We start from the raw sequence: 16722 nt of genomic DNA on the forward strand, positions 1-16722 counted from the left end.
GTTCCAAGGAGACAAAGCACGCCCCGCGCTTTTCAACTTCCCCCTTTGAAAAAAGGGGGATTGAGGGGGATTAGCTCTTGGCTTTACCCAAGCCTCAGTCGGCCCAATGACCCGCCGTCGTCGCGGTCGGCAGCACCTGTGCCGAGAGCTGGCGGTCGTTGTTGAGCAGGCGTACCGCGTCGGCCAGGATCGCCGCGGACTCGCGCAGCAGCGGATCGGGGCGCTTCTCGGCCAGCTTCTCGCGCTCGGCATCCTTGGCGATGTCGCGCTCGTTCGCCGACAGGCCGTCGTCGTACGCGTCCTCGGCCAGCGGATCCAGGTCCAGGCCCAGCGCCTTGCGCTGCTCCTGGCGCTGCTTGCGCTTGGCGTCGTCGCGGTCACGCTCGGCGCGGCGCTCGGCCTCGTTGAGGCTCACCCACTTCTTCGCGCGCTCCTCGCGGAACTGCGCGACGTCCTCGGACCACCACTGGAATTCCTTGTCGTTGGCGATGCGCGTGGTGTGCAGCGCTTCCAGCTTCGGCAGCAGCGGCGCGAAGTTGCCGTACGCGGTGTGCGGCACCGCGGAGATGCGGGTCCACGGCAGCGCGTTGTCGTAGGTGCTTTCGCCGTATTCGCTGGCATCCACCGACACCGGGAACGAGACGTCCGGCACCACGCCCTTGTTCTGGGTCGAGCCGCCGCTGACGCGGAAGAACTGCGCGATGGTCAGCTTCACCTGGCCGAAACGCGCTTCCTCGTTCGCCGGCCAGCGGTCCAGATCGACCAGGTTCTGCACCGTGCCCTTGCCGAAGCTCGTCTCGCCGATGACCAGGCCGCGACCGTAGTCCTGGATGGCACCGGCGAAGATCTCCGACGCCGAGGCCGAACCGCGGTTGATCAGCACCGCCAGCGGGCCTTCCCAGGCGATGCCGCTGTCGCTGTCGCCTTCGACGCTGACGCGGCCGCCGGATTCGCGCACCTGCACCACCGGGCCGCGGTCGATGAAGAGGCCGGTCAGCTCGATCGCCTCGTTGAGCGAACCACCACCGTTGTTGCGCAGGTCCAGCACGACACCATCGACCTTGTCGGCGCGCAGCTTGGTCAGCAGCCTGGCCACGTCGCGCGTCGCCGACGCGTAGTCGTCGCTGTTCTTCCGGCGGCCCTCGAAGTCCTGGTAGAAGCCCGGCAGTTCGATCACGCCGATGCGCTTTTCCGGCGCGCCGTCGGCGGCGGGAATGGTGATGACCTTGGACTTGGCGGCCTGGTCTTCCAGGCGCACCTTGTCGCGCACCAGCACCAGGCGGCTCGGCTCGCTGTCCAGGCCGGCCTCGGCCGGAATCACGTCAAGACGCACCTTGGTGCCCTTGGCGCCGCGGATCTTGGCGACGACGTCGTCGATGCGCCAGCCGATCACGTCCTCCATTGCGCCGCTTTCGCCCTGGCCCACGGCGACCACGCGGTCACCGGGCTTGAGCTTGCCGGACTTGCCGGCCGGACCGCCCGGCACGATCTCGCGGATCGCGACCACGTCGTCCTGCTTCTGCAGCACCGCGCCGATGCCTTCCAGCGACAGCGACATCGAGACGTTGAAATTGTCCGCGGTCTTGGGGGTGAAGTAATCGGTGTGCGGATCGACCGAGTTGGCGTAGCTGTTGAGGAAGGTCTGGAACACGTCCTCGCCCTTCAGCTGCGCGATCGACTTGCCCATGTTCGCGTAACGCTTGTCGAGCGTCTTGCGGATGTCTTCCTGCTTCTTGCCCGCCAGCTTCAGGCGCAGCCAGTCGTTGCGCACCGACTGCTTCCACAGCGTGTCCAGCGCGGTCGCCTCGGCCCACGGTGCATCCTCGCGGTCGTACTCGTAGCGATCGGCGCCGGTGAATTCGAAGATGTCCTGCTTCAGCAGGTCGCGCGCATAGGCCACGCGCTGGTCGACGCGCTGCTTGTACAGCGCGAAGATCGCGTAGGCCGGCGCGAGGTCGCCGCTCTTGATCGCGTCGTCGAACTTGAGCTTGTACGCGTCGAACTTGGCGATGTCCTGCGCGGTGAAGAACTGCTTGCCGCCGTCCAGCGCTTCCAGGTAGCGCTTGTAGATGTCGGCCGACAGCGTGTCGTCCAGCGCGACCGGCCGGTAGGCGTAGCGACTGTCGGAGAGCAGTCCGTACACGAGCTTGGCGGCCGTGGTCTGGTCGGCGGTGGCCGCGCGCGGCAGCGGCGACGGCTCCATCGACTTGATCAGGTTCGGCTTCTCGTGCGCGGGCACCTCGACCTGCGAGGTCTTCTTGTCGCCCGCGCTGTCGGACTGCGCGAGCAGCGCAACCGGCGTGGTCAGCAAAAAGGCGACAAGGACGGAGGCAGGCGTGGTCTTGGCTTTCATCGCGGCAGCTCTAGGCCGCATGCGGCCTGGTCAGGTCTTCTAGGGAGTCGAACGCAGAATGGACCCGGAGTCCGACAGCCCCACAGTGCCGAAAGTTGCACCGGCTGTCACCCCGCGAAGGTGGGATTAAGCGTGCCATGCGGCGCACTTTCCCCATTCATCGGCGGGCATTCAGCTGCGCGCAGGCGAACCGTTAGGCGTACGTTAGCCTCGGGCACCGGTGGTCAAAGAAGCGTGATGCAGGCCGCCGCCGCGGGATCAGACCGCTGCGACGACGCCGGCTTCCATCGCCGAGCGGTCGGCGTGGTAGGACGAACGCACCAGCGGGCCCGAGGCGACGTGGGTGAACCCCAGCGCCATGCCGTATTCCTCCAGCGCCTTGAATTCCTCCGGCGTCCAGTAACGCAGCACCGGATGGTGGTGCGCGCTGGGCTGCAGGTACTGGCCGATGGTGATCATGTCCACGTCATGCTCGCGCAGGTCGCGCAGCGTCGCCTGAACCTGCTCAAGGGTCTCGCCCAGGCCGAGCATGATGCCGCTCTTGGTCGCGACCTCCGGATGCTGCGCCTTGAATTTCTTCAGCAGCGTTAGCGACCACTGGTAATCGGCGCCCGGACGCACGTTGCGGTACAGGTCAGGCACGGTTTCGACGTTGTGGTTGAACACGTCCGGCGGATTGGTCGCCAGGATCTCCAGCGCGCGCTCCATGCGGCCCTTGCCGCGGAAGTCGGGCGTGAGCACCTCGATCTTGGTGCCGGGGCTCTGCTCACGGATCGCGGCGATGCAGTCGACGAAATGCTGGGCGCCGCCGTCGCGCAGGTCGTCGCGGTCGACGCTGGTGACCACCACGTACTTCAGGCGCATGTCGGCGACGGTGGTCGCCAGGTGCATGGGCTCGGCCGGGTCCGGCGGCTTCGGGCGGCCGTGGGCGACGTCGCAGAAGCTGCAGCGGCGCGTGCAGACCTCGCCCAGGATCATGAAGGTAGCCGTGCCGTGGCTGAAGCACTCGTGGATGTTCGGGCAGCTGGCTTCCTCGCACACCGTCACCAGGCGGTTCTCGCGCAGCTTCGCCTTGAGCTGCTGCACCGAGTTGCCCGAAGGAATGCGCACGCGGATCCACGACGGCTTGCGCAGCACCGGCGCATCGGCGAACTGCACCGGCGAACGCGCAATCTTGTCGCCGGCGACCTGCTTCACCCCCGGTTGCAGGGTCGCAGGTACGTCGCTACCGACGACAGCGAGGGGAATGGTCTTGGCGGCAGGTTCGTTCATGGTCTCTTCTTTGACACGGATTACGCGGAAGGACGCGGATAGGGCAAGCCCGGGAAGGTCCTTATCCGCGTTTATCCGTGGAATCCGCGTCCAATGCTTTCTCTGGCGGAAAGGCAGACGGCGGTGCCGCTTCGACGACAAGGCCGAACTGGCGGGCGACGTGCCCGATCAGCACCGGCTTGACCGCTTCCAGCCCGGACGGGCCGCCCAAGTCTAGCATCGAGGTCACCTGCAGCCCCTGGTAGCCGCAGGGATTGATGCGGCGGAACGGCTCCAGGTCCATCGCGATGTTGAACGCCAGGCCGTGGAAGGTGCACCCGCGGCGCACGCGGATGCCCAGCGCGCCGATCTTGGCTCCGTTCACGTAGACGCCCGGCGCACCGTCGCGGCGCTCGGCGTGGATGTTCCAGTCGCCCAGGGTGTCGATCATGGCCTGTTCGATGCGGTGCACGTAGTCCTTCACGCCTACCTTCAGGCGCTTCAGGTCGAGCAGCGGGTACAGCACGATCTGGCCCGGCCCGTGGTACGTCACCTGGCCGCCGCGATCGACGTGGATCACCGGGATCTCGCCCGGAAAGAGCACGTGCTCGTCCTTGCCGGCCTGACCCAAGGTGAACACCGGATCGTGCTCGACCAGCCACAGCTCGTCGGGCGTATCCGGTGTGCGCGCGTCGGTGAAGGCCTGCATGGCGTGCCAGACCGGCTCGTAGGCCTGGCGGCCCAGGTCGCGCAACTGCGTGGGTGGCAGGAGACGCGGCGCCTCCGCCACGTCCGCTACCGGCGCGGCTACAGCGTCCACTTCACTTCCGGATGGTCGCGCAGGACCTGGTGCGCGCGGTCGTACTGCTCGCGGCTCTCGGCACGGAAGCTGATGCGCACGGACACGAAACGGCCGTTGCTGGAGAGCTTCCAGTTGACCGTCTCGTGCAGCACTTCGATGCCTGCATCCATCAGCAACGTGGGAAGCACGGTTTCCAGGTCCTTCTCGGCCGCGCCCATCGCACTGAGCTCGAACGTGCCGGGAAACTGGAACCCATGCTCCGGGTTGTCGGATTTGATTTCCATGGGCGGATTATCGGGGTGGGAGGCGCGGAACCCAAGGGACGGGTTCGACATAAGATGCCCGGATCACCCAAGCAGGGACGCCGGATGGACCGGAAATGGGACTTCTACTTCTGCCATGTGGACGACAAGCCCGCATCCATCTACGTCGACCTGCACCTGCGTGACCAGGCGCCCCTGGCGGCATTGCCCGATCGCGCCTACCTCAGCCTCGTGTTGCGCCAGCCGCGTCCCGACGGGCTTTCCAGCCATGACGAATTCGACGCGCTCAAGGCCATCGAGGACGCCCTTGAGGAACACCTCGCCTCGCCCACCACGATGTACGTCGGACGCAACACTTCCGACGGGCGGCGGGACTACTGGTTCTACGTCGCGGACGCCGCTGCCTGGAAGCGGCAGGCGGCGGATTTCATGGCGCGGTTTCCCGACTACTCCCACGAGGCGGAGTCGGAACCGGATCCCGCATGGTCCGCATACCTCGAATTCCTGTACCCGAATGAGCAGGGCTGGGACTTCATCACCAATCGCCAAGTGTGCGATAGCTTGGAGGAAAACGGCGACCCGCTGACGCAGGCGCGCGAAATCGAACACTGGGCCTACTTTCCCGACGCGTCCTCGTGCGAGGTGTTCGTCGCCCGCGTAACGGCACTGGGGTTCGAAGTGCGCGAGTCGTGGGTAACGGAGTCGGCAGGTGACGAGGTCGGCGTGCGTCTTGTCCGGCGCGACGTCCCCAGCCATCGCGACATTCACGACGTCACCGTTCCACTGCTCCGCGCAGCGCGCGACGCGGGCGGGCGCTACGACGGGTGGGAGACGCAATGCCTGCCATCCAACGAACGGCGGGGCTCGCCGCACCAATGAAGAAGCCGGCAATTGCCGGCTTTTTCATGCGCCCGAAGCCGCGTGCCTGAACCGGGAAAGAACTACCCGCCCGCCGCCGGGTGCGGATCGCGCGGGTCGTACTTGGACAGCTCCAGCAGGGTCGACGACACCCAGCCCTTGTTGCCCAGTTCGTCCTCGACTTCCCACATCGCGCCGTCTTTGGTGCCGGTGGGGTACAGCATCATGCCCACGTCCAGCGAGCGCACTGCCTTCGTACCGGCAGGCGTGGTGAACAGGCGCGCCGGCTTGATCACGGTGACCGCGCGGGCGGCGTTCGCCGCGGACGCGTCGTCGGGCAGGCCACCCAGTTGCGCGACGATGTCGGTGTAGGCCTGCAGGTACGCCATGGCGATGACCTGGCCGATCTCCGTATTGGCGTAACCGCCCACGCCGGCGCTGCCGAGGCCACTGCCGCCGAACAGGCTCCCGCTTGCGCCGAAGCCGATGTCGGTCTTCTTTGCGCTGCCTTCGGCCATGGCGACCTGCTCGGAAGACCGCACGTCGGTGATGGTCAGCACCACGTCGGCGGTCTTGCTGCGCATGTTCAGCGCGCCGCCAAGTGCGGCGCCGCGACTGCCGCCGAGCAGGCCGCCCACCAGTGCGCCGATGCCGCTGCCGCCTGCGTTGCTGTTGCGCGCGACCAGGTCCGGAACCATCACGTAGTCGGCCGCCTTCACCTGGCCCTTGCCCACGTTGGAGCGGTTGCGCAGTTCGCCGCCGTAGGACAGCTCGCGCTCGCGCATGGCCGCGTCCATGCCGGCGCCGCGATCGACCAGGGTGAAGCATCCAGACTTGCTGACGAAGACCTTGATCAGCTTGGACGGCGCGGGCAGCTGCTCGCCGCTCCACCAACTTGTGGCGTCTTCCGGTTCCAGCACCGAGATGCTGCCGAGCTTCTTGCTGCACACGGGTATCTGCGCGGTCTTCTCCGCGCGGATCTGCTGCGCGCTCTTGCGTTGCGCGACCGCCGGCGTGGCGATCGTCCCCGCGATGACCAGCATGGCCGCGGTCCATACGGCCGCGCGTCCGGTGTGATTCATTCGATCTGCTCCCTGATGAGTTTCCGTCTTCCGTGAGGCTGCGATGCAGCTCCCGCCGTGTTGCCGCGGCGAGACGGACGCGCGCGGACCGGCGCGAGACGGTAGCGGGCCATGGCACGCACTGCCTTCCGAATTTGTCCCATGGAAACCGGGCGCGCAGTCGTGCATCGCGCGACGCATGGCGATCGCCCAAAAGAAAAGGCCGGCAAGTTGCCGGCCTTTATCAAGCGACGTTCGTCGAAGGAGTCAGTCCGACTCCCACCACATCCAGAATTCATCCCACAGGCGCTTGAAGAAGCCGCCCTGCTCGACCGCGTTCAGCGCGACCAGCGGACGCTGTGCGACGACCTTGCCGTCCAGCGTGACCTTCACCGTGCCGATCTTCTGGCCCTTGGCGATCGGTGCGACCAGCGTCTTGGGCACGTCCATCATCGGCTTGAGCTGGTCGTACTTGCCGCGCTGCACGGTCACCAGCATCGGCTCGGCGACGCCCAGTTGCACTTCGTCCGCGGCGCCCTTCCACACCTTCTGCCTGGCAATGGCCTTGCCGACGTCGTAGAGCTTGTGGGTTTCGAAGAAACGGAAGCCCCAGTTGAGCAGCGCCTGCGAATCGACGGCGCGCTGGTTCTCGCTGGTGGAACCCATGACCACCGAGATCAGGCGCTGGTCGCCGCGCTTGGCCGAGGCCATCAGGCAGTAGCCCGCGCCGGAGTGGTGGCCCGTCTTGATGCCGTCCACGCTCGGATCGCGCCACAGCAGCAGGTTGCGGTTGGGCTGCGTGATCGGACCGACCGTGAATTCCTTGATCTTGTTGTACGAATACGCGACCGGATAGTCGTGGATCAACGCACGGCCGAGCAGCGCCAGGTCGCGCGCCGTGGAGACGTGTCCCTCAGCCGAGAGGCCGGTCGGGTTCACGAAATGCGAGTTCTTCATGCCGATGCGGGCGGCGTACTGGTTCATCAGCGACGCGAAAGCATCCGTGCTGCCGGCGACGTGCTCGGCCAGCGCGATCGCGGCATCGTTGCCCGACTGGACGACCATGCCCTTTTCCATCTCCAGCAGTGGCGCGGTCTTGTTGACCTCGAAACCGGAGTAGCTGCCGTCGGTGCCCGCGCCGCCGACGCGCCAGGCGTTCTCGGTCATCATCACCTGGTCGTCTGGCTTGATCTTGCCGGCCGCCATTTCCGCGGCGATCACGTAGCTGGTCATCACCTTGGTGATGCTGGCCGGCTCCATCGGCTGGTCGTAGTTCTCGCCGGCCAGGATGTTGCCGCTGGCGGCATCCATCACCACCCAGGCGGTGCCGGTGACCTTCGGCGGAGGCGGCACCGGCAGCGAGTCGCTGGCCGGCGGCTGCGCGGTGCGCGGCTGCGGCGTGGTCTGCGCGATGGCAAGGCCCGCCACCAGCGTGGTGGCGGCAGCGAGTACGGCGGCTCTGGCGAGAGCGGGGACTTTCATCTTCTGGGCGGCTCCGGCGGCCGGACGAGCCGGCCTGTGACAAAAATAAAGAGGAGAAATTCTAGTCGCGCACGCGCTGCGGCTGGCCGAAACCCAGACCCGCGATGCGGGCGGCGAGTTCCGTGACCTGGGCGGGCTGCAGCGGCCCCACCCGCACGCGCCAGATGGTCTGGCCGTTGGTGCTGGCATCGCTGAGCTGCGCAGTGTCGATACCGGCCTGGCGCAGCTGCGACAGGGCGCGATCGGCGTTGGCGCGGGCGGTGAAGCTGGCGACCTGGTACATCACGCCCGGGTCGCCCGAAGCCACGGGCGATGTGGGCGCCGGCGCGGGCCGGCCCGTCGCGATGCGCACGCCCGGCGGCAGTTCGCCGGCCTTGGCATTGGCGATGGGCATGGCGGCGACCAGGCGGTCCATCGCGCTCGGCGCCGCTGGCTTGGCGGGCCCCGCAGCCGGCGCGGACGCCATGGTCGCCTCGTCATCGCCCGGCGTCAGTGCGCGCACCTCGACCCGGCCCGTGCCGCGCTGGGTGATGCCCAGCTTGACCGCGGCGGCGTAGCTGAGGTCGATCAGACGCCCGTCGTGGAAGGGTCCGCGATCGTTGACGCGCACCACCACCGACTTGCCGTTGTCGAGGTTGGTGACGCGGGCGAAGCTCGGCAGCGGCAGTGTCTTGTGCGCGGCGGTGAAGGCGTACATGTCGTACACCTCCAGGTTGGACGTGCGGCGGCCGTGGAACTTCTGCCCGTAGTACGAGGCGGTGCCGCGCTCGCTATAGCCCTTGGGGTTGTCGAGCACCTTGTAGGTCTTGCCCAGCACCTTGTACGAGGGCCGGTTGCCCACGGCCGAACGCGGCTCGGCGGTGACTTCGGGCTCGGGAATCGCATCCACGTCCGGGATGTAGTCCGGCGTGGTGTCCGGCACGCCCGGCTTGTACAGGCCGCCAGCGATGTAGTCGCCACGCGTGCGCGGGTCTTCCTGGGCGGGCGCGTACGGGGATTTCTTCTTGCCTCCGGGAAGCGGCGCGCGATGCACGCCATCGCGATCCGGGGCCGGCACCGCTTCGGAAGCGGACTTCTTGGGATTGCTCGCGCAGGCCGCCAGGCCCAGCACCAGCGCGGCGGCAAATACCCTCAGGGCCACGCCGCGATGAAGGCTGGCGCCGTTCATGCCGCCGGTTGCCCCGTGCCGGCATCGGCGACCGGCACATCCCGCCCGACGATCGCCTCGCTCAGCTGGTACACCGCCATCGCGTAGTGCTTGGAGATGTTGTAGCGGGTGATCGCGTAGAAATTGCGGAAGCCGAACCAGTATTCCGGCCCGGCCACGCCATCCAGGCTGACCACGGTAGCGGTCTGGCCGGGCGCGACGGCGCCCAGCGGCCGGAAGCCGCGCCTGGCCAGATCGTCGAGCGTGTATACGGGATCCAGGCTTTCCGGCTGGATCGGCTGCGCGCCGACGTCCGCATTGGCCCGCAGCGTCACCGGGCCGCCACGCACCCAGCCGCCCTTCTTGACGAAGTAGTTGGCGATGGACGCGAACACGTCGTCGAGGTTGTTGAACAGGTCGCGCTTGCCGTCGCCGTCGCCGTCGACGGCGAACTCGCGATAGCTCGACGGCATGAACTGACCCCAACCCATCGCGCCGGCATAACTGCCGGTGAGCGTGGTGATGTCGAGTCCGGTTTCCTTGCCCAGCGCGAACAACTGCGCCAGTTCGCCGCGGAAGAACGCCTCGCGGCGGTTCTCGCGATCGGCCTTGGCCGGATCGCCGCTGCGCGGATAGGCGAAGGCGAGCGTGTACAGCGCATCCAGCACCGGATACGAACCGGTGTTGCGGCCGTAGTTGGTCTCCACGCCGATGATTGCGACGATCACCTGCGCGGGCACGCCGTACTGGGCCTCCACGCGCGCCAGCGCATCGCGGTGCTGGGCGAGGAACTCGCGGCCGCCGTCGATCCGGGTCTGGGTGATGAAGATGGGGCGGTAGTCGCGCCAAGGCTTGGCCTCGGCCGGGCGCGACATGGCGGTGATGATGCTGTCGCGGATCTCGGCGCGTGCCAGCACCGACTCGATATAGGCCGGATCGATGCCGTACTGCGTGGCGGTGTCGCGTACGAACGCGGCGCGCGCCTGCTCCAGGGGCTGCTGCACCACCGGTTCGGGCAAGGCGGGCGTGCCCGGGACCTGCGGCACGGGCGCAGCGGGAGCAGGGGTCTGGGCGGGCGCGGGCGGCGGCGCAGCGGGTGTCGCGCAACCGGCCAACGCGAGCAGGAGCGCGCTGATCACGGCGCTACGGGGCATGTGGCGTCGGGTCATCGACGCGAGGGTAGCACGCGTTCCGGGACGTCAAAACCGCGTGTTTGCGCGATGATCGGCTGCGAGTCAGCTTCGTCGGTGCGTGCGCCCACGCTGAATGCGCATTGGTGCGAGTCAGCGTGCGTAGATCGGCCGATGCGCGCGCACCGCCATCACCACGCCGAGGCCCGCGAGCAGCGAGACCGCCGACGTGCCGCCGTAACTCAGCAACGGCATCGGCACGCCGACCACCGGCAACAGGCCCGAGATCATGCCGCCATTGACGATGACGTACACGCAGAACGCCAGGCCCAGCGCGCCGGCAATCAGGCGCGAATAGCCGTCGCGTGCTTCCGCGGCGATCCACAGGCAGCGGCCGACCACGAACAGGTACAGCGCCAGCACGGTGGCCACGCCGGCCCAGCCGAACTCCTCGCTGAGCACGGCGAAGATGAAGTCGGTGGTGTGTTCGGGCAGGTAGTTGAGGTGCGACTGGCTGCCCTGCCCCCAGCCCTTGCCCGTGAGGCCACCGGCGCCGATGGCGATCTTCGACTGGATGATGTTCCAGCCGGTGCCCAAAGGATCGGACTCGGGGTTGAGGAAGGTGAGGATGCGGTCCTTCTGGTACGGCCGCAGCAGCCAGAACCACGCGACGGGTGCGACCGCGGCAACCGCGCCGAACGCCATGCCGAACCACCACCACGGCAGGCCGGCCAGGTACAGCGCGAAGGCGCCGCTCACCGCCACCAGCATGGCCGTGCCGAAGTCCGGCTGCAGCAGGATCAGCCCGGTCGGCACGGCGATCAGGATCGCGGCGACCAGCACGGTGCGCAGCCGCGGCGGCAGCGCCTGCCGGTCCAGGTACCAGGCCACCATCATCGGCAGGCTGAGCTTGAGCAGCTCGGCCGGCTGCACGTACACCACGCCCAGGTTGATCCAGTGCCGCCCGTGCTTGCCGGTGCCGATCAGCAGCACCAGGATCAGCGGGATCAGCGAGCCGGCGAACAGGATCGGCGTCCAGTTGCGCAGCTGGTTCGGCGGAATGCGCGAGAGCACCCACATCACGCCCAGGCCGGCGACGAAGAACGCGCCCTGCCGCACGACCAGGCCCATCGAGTGGTCGGCCGCGCTGTACAGCACCGCCAGGCCGATGCCCATCAGCGCCAGCAGCGCGCCGACCAGCGGCAGGTCGAGCGTGCGCGCGAAGCGCACCAGCAGGTCGAACAGCCAGCGCAGGATCTGCCTCATCGGGTGGGCTCCTGCGGGCGCTGCAGCCGTGCCTCATCGGCGGCGCCATTGGACCGGACGGCCGAGGGTCCGGCCGGAGCAGTTGTTGCGGGCGCCGGCCGGCCAGCGTCCGCGGCTCCGCCGACCCTCACCCCAACCCCTCTCCCGGCGGGAGAGGGGCTTCGCGTGGCGGGCGCCGAGGGCGTTGCCGCGCTTGCGGGTGCGGGTGCGGCGGGAGCGGCAGGCGCCGGGCCGATCGGCTCGGCCTTGGGCTGCGGCGGACGCACGTACTTGGGATCGGTCGGGATCGGTTCGGGCATCTTGCCCAGCAACCAGGCGTCGAAGATCTTGCGCGCGATCGGCGCCGCGGTGCTGCCGCCGAAGCCGCCATGTTCGACCGAGATCGCTACCACGATGGTCGGGTTGTCGGCCGGTGCGTAGCCGACGAACAGCGCCTGGTGGCGCAGGTGGTACGGCAGCGAATGCGGATCGAAGCTCTGGCTGCCCTTGCGGCTGATCTTCTGCGCGGTGCCGGTCTTGCCGGCCATGAGGTACGGAGCGCCGGCGGCCATCGCGCGGCCGGTGCCGCCGGGGCCCATCGTGGCGATCATGCCTTCCTGCACCGCGCGCAGGTTGGACGGGTTGTCGGTGATGCGCGGCGGCGTGGGCTGCGGCAGCTTCAGCCACGGCGTGTCATAGCCATCGCGGCGTTCGACGACGAGGTGCGGACGCACCAGGTCGCCACCGTTCGCGATGGCCGCGGTGCCGCGCACCAGCTGCAGCACCGTGGCGATCCAGTAGCCCTGGCCGATGCCGGCGTTGACCGTCTCGCCCGCGTACCACGGCTCCTTGCTGCGCTTGCGCTTCCACTCCGGCGACGGCACCACGCCCACGTTCTCGCCGGCCAGGTCGATGCCGGTGCGCGCGCCGAACCCGTACTTGTGCATGTACTGGGCGAAGCGGTCGATGCCCATGTCGTAGGCGAGCTTGTAGTAGTAGTAGTTCACCGACGCGGCGATCGACTTGCGCAGGTCGGTCCAGCCCGCGCCGCCGTGCGCGTCGCGCCAGCCGCGGCGCTGGCCGGGGATGTAGAACGTGCCGGTGGAGAACACCGCGTCCTCGGGACGGCGCAGGCCGCTGTCCAGGCCCGCCAGCGCGATCAGCGGCTTCACCGTCGAACCCGGCGGGCCGCCGCCGAGCACGTTGCGGTTGAACAGCGGACGCGACGGGTTGTCCATCAGCGCGCGGTAGTCGGCGTTGGAAATGCCGTTGACGAACAGGTTGGTGTCGTAACCCGGCAGGCTGACCATGCCGAGGATCTCGCCGGTGCGCGGATCCATTGCCACCGCCGAGCCGTCCATGTCGCCGAACGCGGTGACCATGGCCTGCTGCAGGTCCAGGTCGATGCTGAGCCTCAGGTCCGAGCCCGGCGTGGCCGGCACGTGGCCGACCTGGCGCATCGGTCGGCCGTCGACGTTGGTCTCGATCTGCTCGTAGCCGACCTTGCCGCGCAGCACGTCCTCGTAATAGCGCTCCAGCCCGGTCTTGCCGATATGGGTGAGCGCGGCGCTGCCTTCGCCGAGCTGCTTGACGTCGTCGGCGTCGATGCGGCCGACGTAGCCGATGACGTGAGAGAGCAGTTCGCCGTAGGGGTAACGCCGGTTGAGGTACGGCACCAGTTCGATGCCGGGGTAGCGCCAGCGGTCCACCGCGAACCTCGCGGCCTCCTCCTCGGTCACGCGCAGCTTCAGCGTGATCGGCTTGAAGCCGCGCGTCGCCCTGCGCTCGTCCTCGAAGCGCGCCACGTCTTCGGGGCTGATGGCGATGATCTGCGACAGGGACGGCAGCCACTTGTCCGACTTGCCGGCTTCGAACGGCGTCACTTCGATGCGGTAGGCCGGCACGTTGTCGGCCAGCACGCGCCCCTTCCGGTCGAGGATCAGCCCGCGCCCCGGCACGACCGGGCGCAGCTTGATGCGATTGGCTTCCGACTGCGTGGCGTAGTCGTCGTGCTGCCACACCTGCAGGCGGAAGTACCAGAACGACAGGCCCACCAGCGCCACCAGCACGCAGGCGAAGGCGATGGCGGAGCGCAGTCGGAACTGGTTGGCTTCGGCTGCGCTGTTCTTCAGGACGCGGCGGCGCGGGCCCATCTCAACGTACCCGCCAGCGGCCATGCCGCATCGAATCCAGCGCCACGTACACCAGCGGCCATAGCAGCATGCCGGTCAGTGGCGAGAGCCAGTACGACGGCGACAGGGTCGGCGCGCCCACGGCGACGTGCACCGCCGCGGTCACGATGCGGTCGTTGAGCAACAGGCCGCCGATGGCCAGCGCCTGCTGCGACATCGGGAAGAAGCGCAACCGCGCGCGGAAGCGCTGCAGGATGTAGGTCATCACGACCAGCCGCAGCGCATGCTCGCCGAGCAGGCCGCCGTAGACCAGGTCGCCGAGCAGGCCGACCAGGAACGCCGCGCCCAGGCCGAAGCGGTCGGGGTCCTCGATCACCCAGTAGGCCAGCACCAGCGCCAGCCAGTACGGGCGTAGCGGCTGCGCCACCTCTGGCAGCGGCAGCAGGCCCAGCAGCAGGGCCACCGCCAGGCTCACCGACACCACCCATTGCGGTCGGGCGCGCGTCATCGGCGCACCTCCGGCGGGTTCTGTTCCGACCCGCGGCGCGCTGGCGCGGGTGTCGAGGGTTGCGGAGCAGGCGTGGCCGGCGATCGAGAGGCGCCATTGGCGGGCGGCGTCGCCGGCGTGGCCGGTGCAATTGCCGGAGCGGTTCCACCCGGCTGCGACGGATTTGCGGCCGAGGCCGGCGGGTCGGCTGCCGTGCCGGTCGCAGGCGTGGCGCCGGCCCGCTGGGCACCTTCGGCCTGGTTGAAGGCGGTAGCCGCGGGCAGCGGGTTCGGCATCGACAGCAGCACCAGCACCTCACGGCCACGGTCGAGTTGCGCGGCCGGCTTCACCTCGCCGACCAGGAAGGCGCGGCTGTCGTCCGGCTTGAGCGAGGCGATGGTGCCGACCGGGAAGCCCGGCGCGAAGCGACCGCCCAGGCCCGAGGTGACCAGCACGTCACCGACCTTCACGTCGCTGGAAAGCGGCACGCTGGTCAGGCGCAGCACGTCGCTGCGGCCCTCGCCGTACACCACCAGGCGCACGCCGTTGCGCGCCACTGCCACCGGGACCGCGTGCGACGGATCGGTCAGCAGCAGGACGTTGGCGTACATCGGCGTCACCGCGATGACCTGGCCGAGCAGGCCGCCGGAGTCGATCACGCTCTGCCCGACCTCGACGCGGTCGCGCGTGCCCACGTCCAGCACCAGCCGCTGCCGGGTCGGATCCAGGTCGACATCGAGGACCGGCGCCAGCACCACCTCGAGCTTGCCGCGGTCGGCGGCGTCCAGCAGGCCGCGCAGGCGCGCGTTGTCGGCCGCCAACGTGGCAAGCCGCGCCATGCGGGCCTGGTTGAGCATCAGCTCGTTGCGCAGGCGGCGATTCTCGGCGGTGAGCTGGGTCAGCGTCCCGGCGTCCTCGCGGATGCGCTCGACCGCCTGTCCCGGCCAGCCGGCGACCATCCACAGGGGCTGCACCAGCACGGTGAGCTGTTGCCGCGCCCGGGTCAGCCAGCCGCCGCGGTGGTCCAGCACGATCAGCACCACCGCCAAGGCCAGGTAGGCCAGCAGCTTGAGCGTGCCAGCCACGTCGCCGGTGCGTGCGGAACTGGGAGGACCGGCGTAGGTGGGCATCGTGGCCGGGAGTCGGGAACCGGTTAGAGGGAATCGTCAGAGCGTCGCGTCTGTACGCGTGTCGTCGCCGGGCGGAGATGCAGGCCCGGCGCGGTCGGAAACCGGGCGGAAGCGCATTGCGGGACACGCCGCAACCATTCCCCTTCCCGGTTCCCCATTCCCGGCTTACTCCGGCGCGAAGAACTCGTTGCCGTGCATGTCGACCAGCTCCAGCGCGCGGCCACCGCCACGGGCGACGCAGGTCAGCGGATCGTCGGCCACTTGCACGTGCAGGCCGGTCTCCTCGCTGATCAGGCGGTCCAGGTCGCGCAGCAGCGCGCCACCGCCGGTCAGGACGATGCCGCGCTCGGCGACGTCGGCACACAGCTCCGGCGGGGTCTGCTCCAGCGCCAGCTTGATCGCCGAGACGATGCCGGCCAGTGGCTCGCGCAGCGCCTCGAGCACCTCGTTGGAGTTGATGGTGATCATCTTCGGCACGCCCTCGGCGAGGTTGCGGCCGGAGACTTCGATGGTGGCGGCCTTCTGCTGCGGGTAGGCGCAACCGATCTCGAGCTTGATGCGCTCGGCCGTGGCCTCGCCGATCAGCGTGCCGTAGGTGCGGCGCACGTAGCTGATGATGGCCTCGTCGAAGCGGTCGCCGCCGATGCGGACCGAAGCCGAGTACACGATGCCGTTGAGGGCGATGACCGCCACCTCGGTAGTGCCGCCGCCGATGTCCACGACCATCGAGCCGCGGGCCTCGGTCACCGGCATGCCGGCACCGATCGCGGCCGCCATCGGTTCCTCGATCAGGTAGACCTCGCGGGCGCCGGCCTCCTCGGCCGATTCCTTGATCGCGCGGCGCTCGACCTGGGTGGAGCCGCAGGGCACGCAGACCAGCACGCGCGGGCTCGGGCGCAGGAAGCGCGACTTGTGCACCTTGCGGATGAAATGCTTGAGCATTTCCTCGGTGTAGGTGAAGTCGGCGATGACGCCGTCCTTCATCGGCCGGATCGTGGTGATGTGGCCGGGCGTACGGCCCAGCATCATCTTGGCCTCGCTGCCCACCGCCGCCACCGTGCGGTTGCCGCCGATCAGGCGGTCCTGGCGGACGGCGACCACCGACGGCTCGTTCAGGACGATTCCCTGGCCGCGGACATAGATGAGGGTGTTCGCCGTGCCCAGGTCGATGGACAGGTCGTTGGAAAACATGCCGCGAAACTTCTTGAACATCGAGGGATCGGCCGTTAAAAGGGGGCGCGTGAGGGGTTCGCTAGCCTATCAACGCCCCCCTTGTCGAGCAAGGAAAAAACCTGCATTTCCGGGCACTTCGTGCCCTGCGCCGTCACCTGAACGAGCCCATCGCCCGCGGCGGCCCCGCCGGTCCGGCTGGCCGGCCGCT

14 protein-coding genes are annotated in these 16722 nt (G+C 68.5%); 1 reads left to right on the top strand and 13 read right to left on the bottom strand.

Annotation, left to right across the window (positions count from 1 at the left end; genetic code table 11):
- Positions 1-94: 94 nt before the first annotated feature.
- The 4 genes from VFE83_RS09665 to VFE83_RS09680 all read right to left on the bottom strand — a co-directional run bounded on the left by VFE83_RS09665 (position 95) and on the right by VFE83_RS09680 (position 4690).
- Positions 95-2353 carry a carboxy terminal-processing peptidase gene (locus VFE83_RS09665; RefSeq protein WP_324905504.1) on the bottom strand — a complete coding sequence of 753 codons (2259 nt, stop codon included), beginning with the start codon at positions 2351-2353 and terminating at the stop codon, positions 95-97.
- Positions 2354-2611: 258 nt separating this feature from the next.
- Positions 2612-3625: a lipoyl synthase gene (gene lipA / locus VFE83_RS09670; protein ID WP_324905506.1), complete on the bottom strand. Its 1014-nt coding sequence runs from the start codon at positions 3623-3625 to the stop codon at positions 2612-2614.
- A gap of 61 nt (positions 3626-3686) precedes the next feature.
- A complete protein-coding gene (gene lipB, locus VFE83_RS09675) occupies positions 3687-4424 on the bottom strand; it encodes a lipoyl(octanoyl) transferase LipB (RefSeq protein ID WP_414674717.1) in 738 nt (245 codons plus the stop codon).
- Complete coding sequence (locus VFE83_RS09680) at positions 4412-4690, bottom strand: DUF493 family protein (protein WP_324905508.1); 279 nt, start codon at positions 4688-4690, stop codon at positions 4412-4414. The genes lipB and VFE83_RS09680 overlap by 13 nt, the downstream gene beginning before the upstream one ends.
- An 84-nt stretch (positions 4691-4774) precedes the next feature.
- Here VFE83_RS09680 and VFE83_RS09685 point away from each other — a divergent pair, with 84 nt between their 5' ends.
- Positions 4775-5548 (top strand): DUF695 domain-containing protein, encoded by a 774-nt coding sequence (locus VFE83_RS09685; protein ID WP_324905618.1) that lies wholly within the window; start codon positions 4775-4777, stop codon positions 5546-5548.
- Between the two features lie 62 nt (positions 5549-5610).
- Here the strand turns inward: VFE83_RS09685 and VFE83_RS09690 are convergent, their stop codons facing one another.
- The 9 genes from VFE83_RS09690 to VFE83_RS09730 all read right to left on the bottom strand — a co-directional run bounded on the left by VFE83_RS09690 (position 5611) and on the right by VFE83_RS09730 (position 16553).
- Positions 5611-6609 carry a CsgG/HfaB family protein gene (locus VFE83_RS09690; protein WP_324905511.1) on the bottom strand — a complete coding sequence of 333 codons (999 nt, stop codon included), beginning with the start codon at positions 6607-6609 and terminating at the stop codon, positions 5611-5613.
- A gap of 246 nt (positions 6610-6855) precedes the next feature.
- On the bottom strand, positions 6856-8070 hold the full coding sequence (locus tag VFE83_RS09695) for a D-alanyl-D-alanine carboxypeptidase family protein (RefSeq protein ID WP_324905512.1): 1215 nt from the start codon (positions 8068-8070) through the stop codon (positions 6856-6858).
- A gap of 61 nt (positions 8071-8131) precedes the next feature.
- The gene (locus tag VFE83_RS09700; protein WP_324905514.1) at positions 8132-9238 is read right to left on the bottom strand and encodes a septal ring lytic transglycosylase RlpA family protein; all 1107 of its coding nucleotides are present in this window, start codon (positions 9236-9238) and stop codon (positions 8132-8134) included.
- Entirely contained in the window at positions 9235-10371 is a 1137-nt protein-coding gene (gene mltB, locus VFE83_RS09705) for a lytic murein transglycosylase B (RefSeq protein WP_324905516.1), read from the bottom strand. The genes VFE83_RS09700 and mltB overlap by 4 nt, the downstream gene beginning before the upstream one ends.
- Positions 10372-10500: 129 nt before the next feature.
- Positions 10501-11613, bottom strand: coding sequence for a rod shape-determining protein RodA (rodA, locus tag VFE83_RS09710; RefSeq protein ID WP_324905518.1), 1113 nt, complete (start codon positions 11611-11613; stop codon positions 10501-10503).
- Entirely contained in the window at positions 11610-13745 is a 2136-nt protein-coding gene (gene mrdA / locus VFE83_RS09715) for a penicillin-binding protein 2 (RefSeq protein WP_324905521.1), read from the bottom strand. Before mrdA ends, rodA begins: the two co-directional genes overlap by 4 nt.
- 1 nt (position 13746) lies before the next feature.
- A complete protein-coding gene (gene mreD, locus VFE83_RS09720; protein ID WP_324905524.1) occupies positions 13747-14232 on the bottom strand; it encodes a rod shape-determining protein MreD in 486 nt (161 codons plus the stop codon).
- Entirely contained in the window at positions 14229-15341 is a 1113-nt protein-coding gene (gene mreC / locus VFE83_RS09725) for a rod shape-determining protein MreC (protein WP_324905525.1), read from the bottom strand. Before mreC ends, mreD begins: the two co-directional genes overlap by 4 nt.
- A 165-nt stretch (positions 15342-15506) precedes the next feature.
- Positions 15507-16553 (bottom strand): rod shape-determining protein, encoded by a 1047-nt coding sequence (locus VFE83_RS09730; RefSeq protein ID WP_324905526.1) that lies wholly within the window; start codon positions 16551-16553, stop codon positions 15507-15509.
- Positions 16554-16722 lie beyond the last annotated feature (169 nt).

The sequence above is a fragment of the Lysobacter sp. genome (genome assembly GCF_035655815.1).
GTDB lineage: Bacteria > Pseudomonadota > Gammaproteobacteria > Xanthomonadales > Xanthomonadaceae > Lysobacter_J.

Bases quoted from the DNA above. Each gene is read 5' to 3' on its own strand.
- VFE83_RS09665 (WP_324905504.1), bottom strand. From the start codon at position 2,353: ATGAAAGCCAAGACCACGCCTGCCTCCGTCCTTGTCGCCTTTTTGCTG.
- lipA (WP_324905506.1), bottom strand. From the start codon at position 3,625: ATGAACGAACCTGCCGCCAAGACCATTCCCCTCGCTGTCGTCGGTAGC.
- VFE83_RS09680 (WP_324905508.1), bottom strand. From the start codon at position 4,690: ATGGAAATCAAATCCGACAACCCGGAGCATGGGTTCCAGTTTCCCGGC.
- VFE83_RS09685 (WP_324905618.1), top strand. From the start codon at position 4,775: ATGGACCGGAAATGGGACTTCTACTTCTGCCATGTGGACGACAAGCCC.
- VFE83_RS09690 (WP_324905511.1), bottom strand. From the start codon at position 6,609: ATGAATCACACCGGACGCGCGGCCGTATGGACCGCGGCCATGCTGGTC.
- VFE83_RS09695 (WP_324905512.1), bottom strand. From the start codon at position 8,070: ATGAAAGTCCCCGCTCTCGCCAGAGCCGCCGTACTCGCTGCCGCCACC.
- VFE83_RS09700 (WP_324905514.1), bottom strand. From the start codon at position 9,238: ATGAACGGCGCCAGCCTTCATCGCGGCGTGGCCCTGAGGGTATTTGCC.
- mltB (WP_324905516.1), bottom strand. From the start codon at position 10,371: ATGCCCCGTAGCGCCGTGATCAGCGCGCTCCTGCTCGCGTTGGCCGGT.
- rodA (WP_324905518.1), bottom strand. From the start codon at position 11,613: ATGAGGCAGATCCTGCGCTGGCTGTTCGACCTGCTGGTGCGCTTCGCG.
- mrdA (WP_324905521.1), bottom strand. From the start codon at position 13,745: ATGGGCCCGCGCCGCCGCGTCCTGAAGAACAGCGCAGCCGAAGCCAAC.
- mreD (WP_324905524.1), bottom strand. From the start codon at position 14,232: ATGACGCGCGCCCGACCGCAATGGGTGGTGTCGGTGAGCCTGGCGGTG.
- mreC (WP_324905525.1), bottom strand. From the start codon at position 15,341: ATGCCCACCTACGCCGGTCCTCCCAGTTCCGCACGCACCGGCGACGTG.
- VFE83_RS09730 (WP_324905526.1), bottom strand. From the start codon at position 16,553: ATGTTCAAGAAGTTTCGCGGCATGTTTTCCAACGACCTGTCCATCGAC.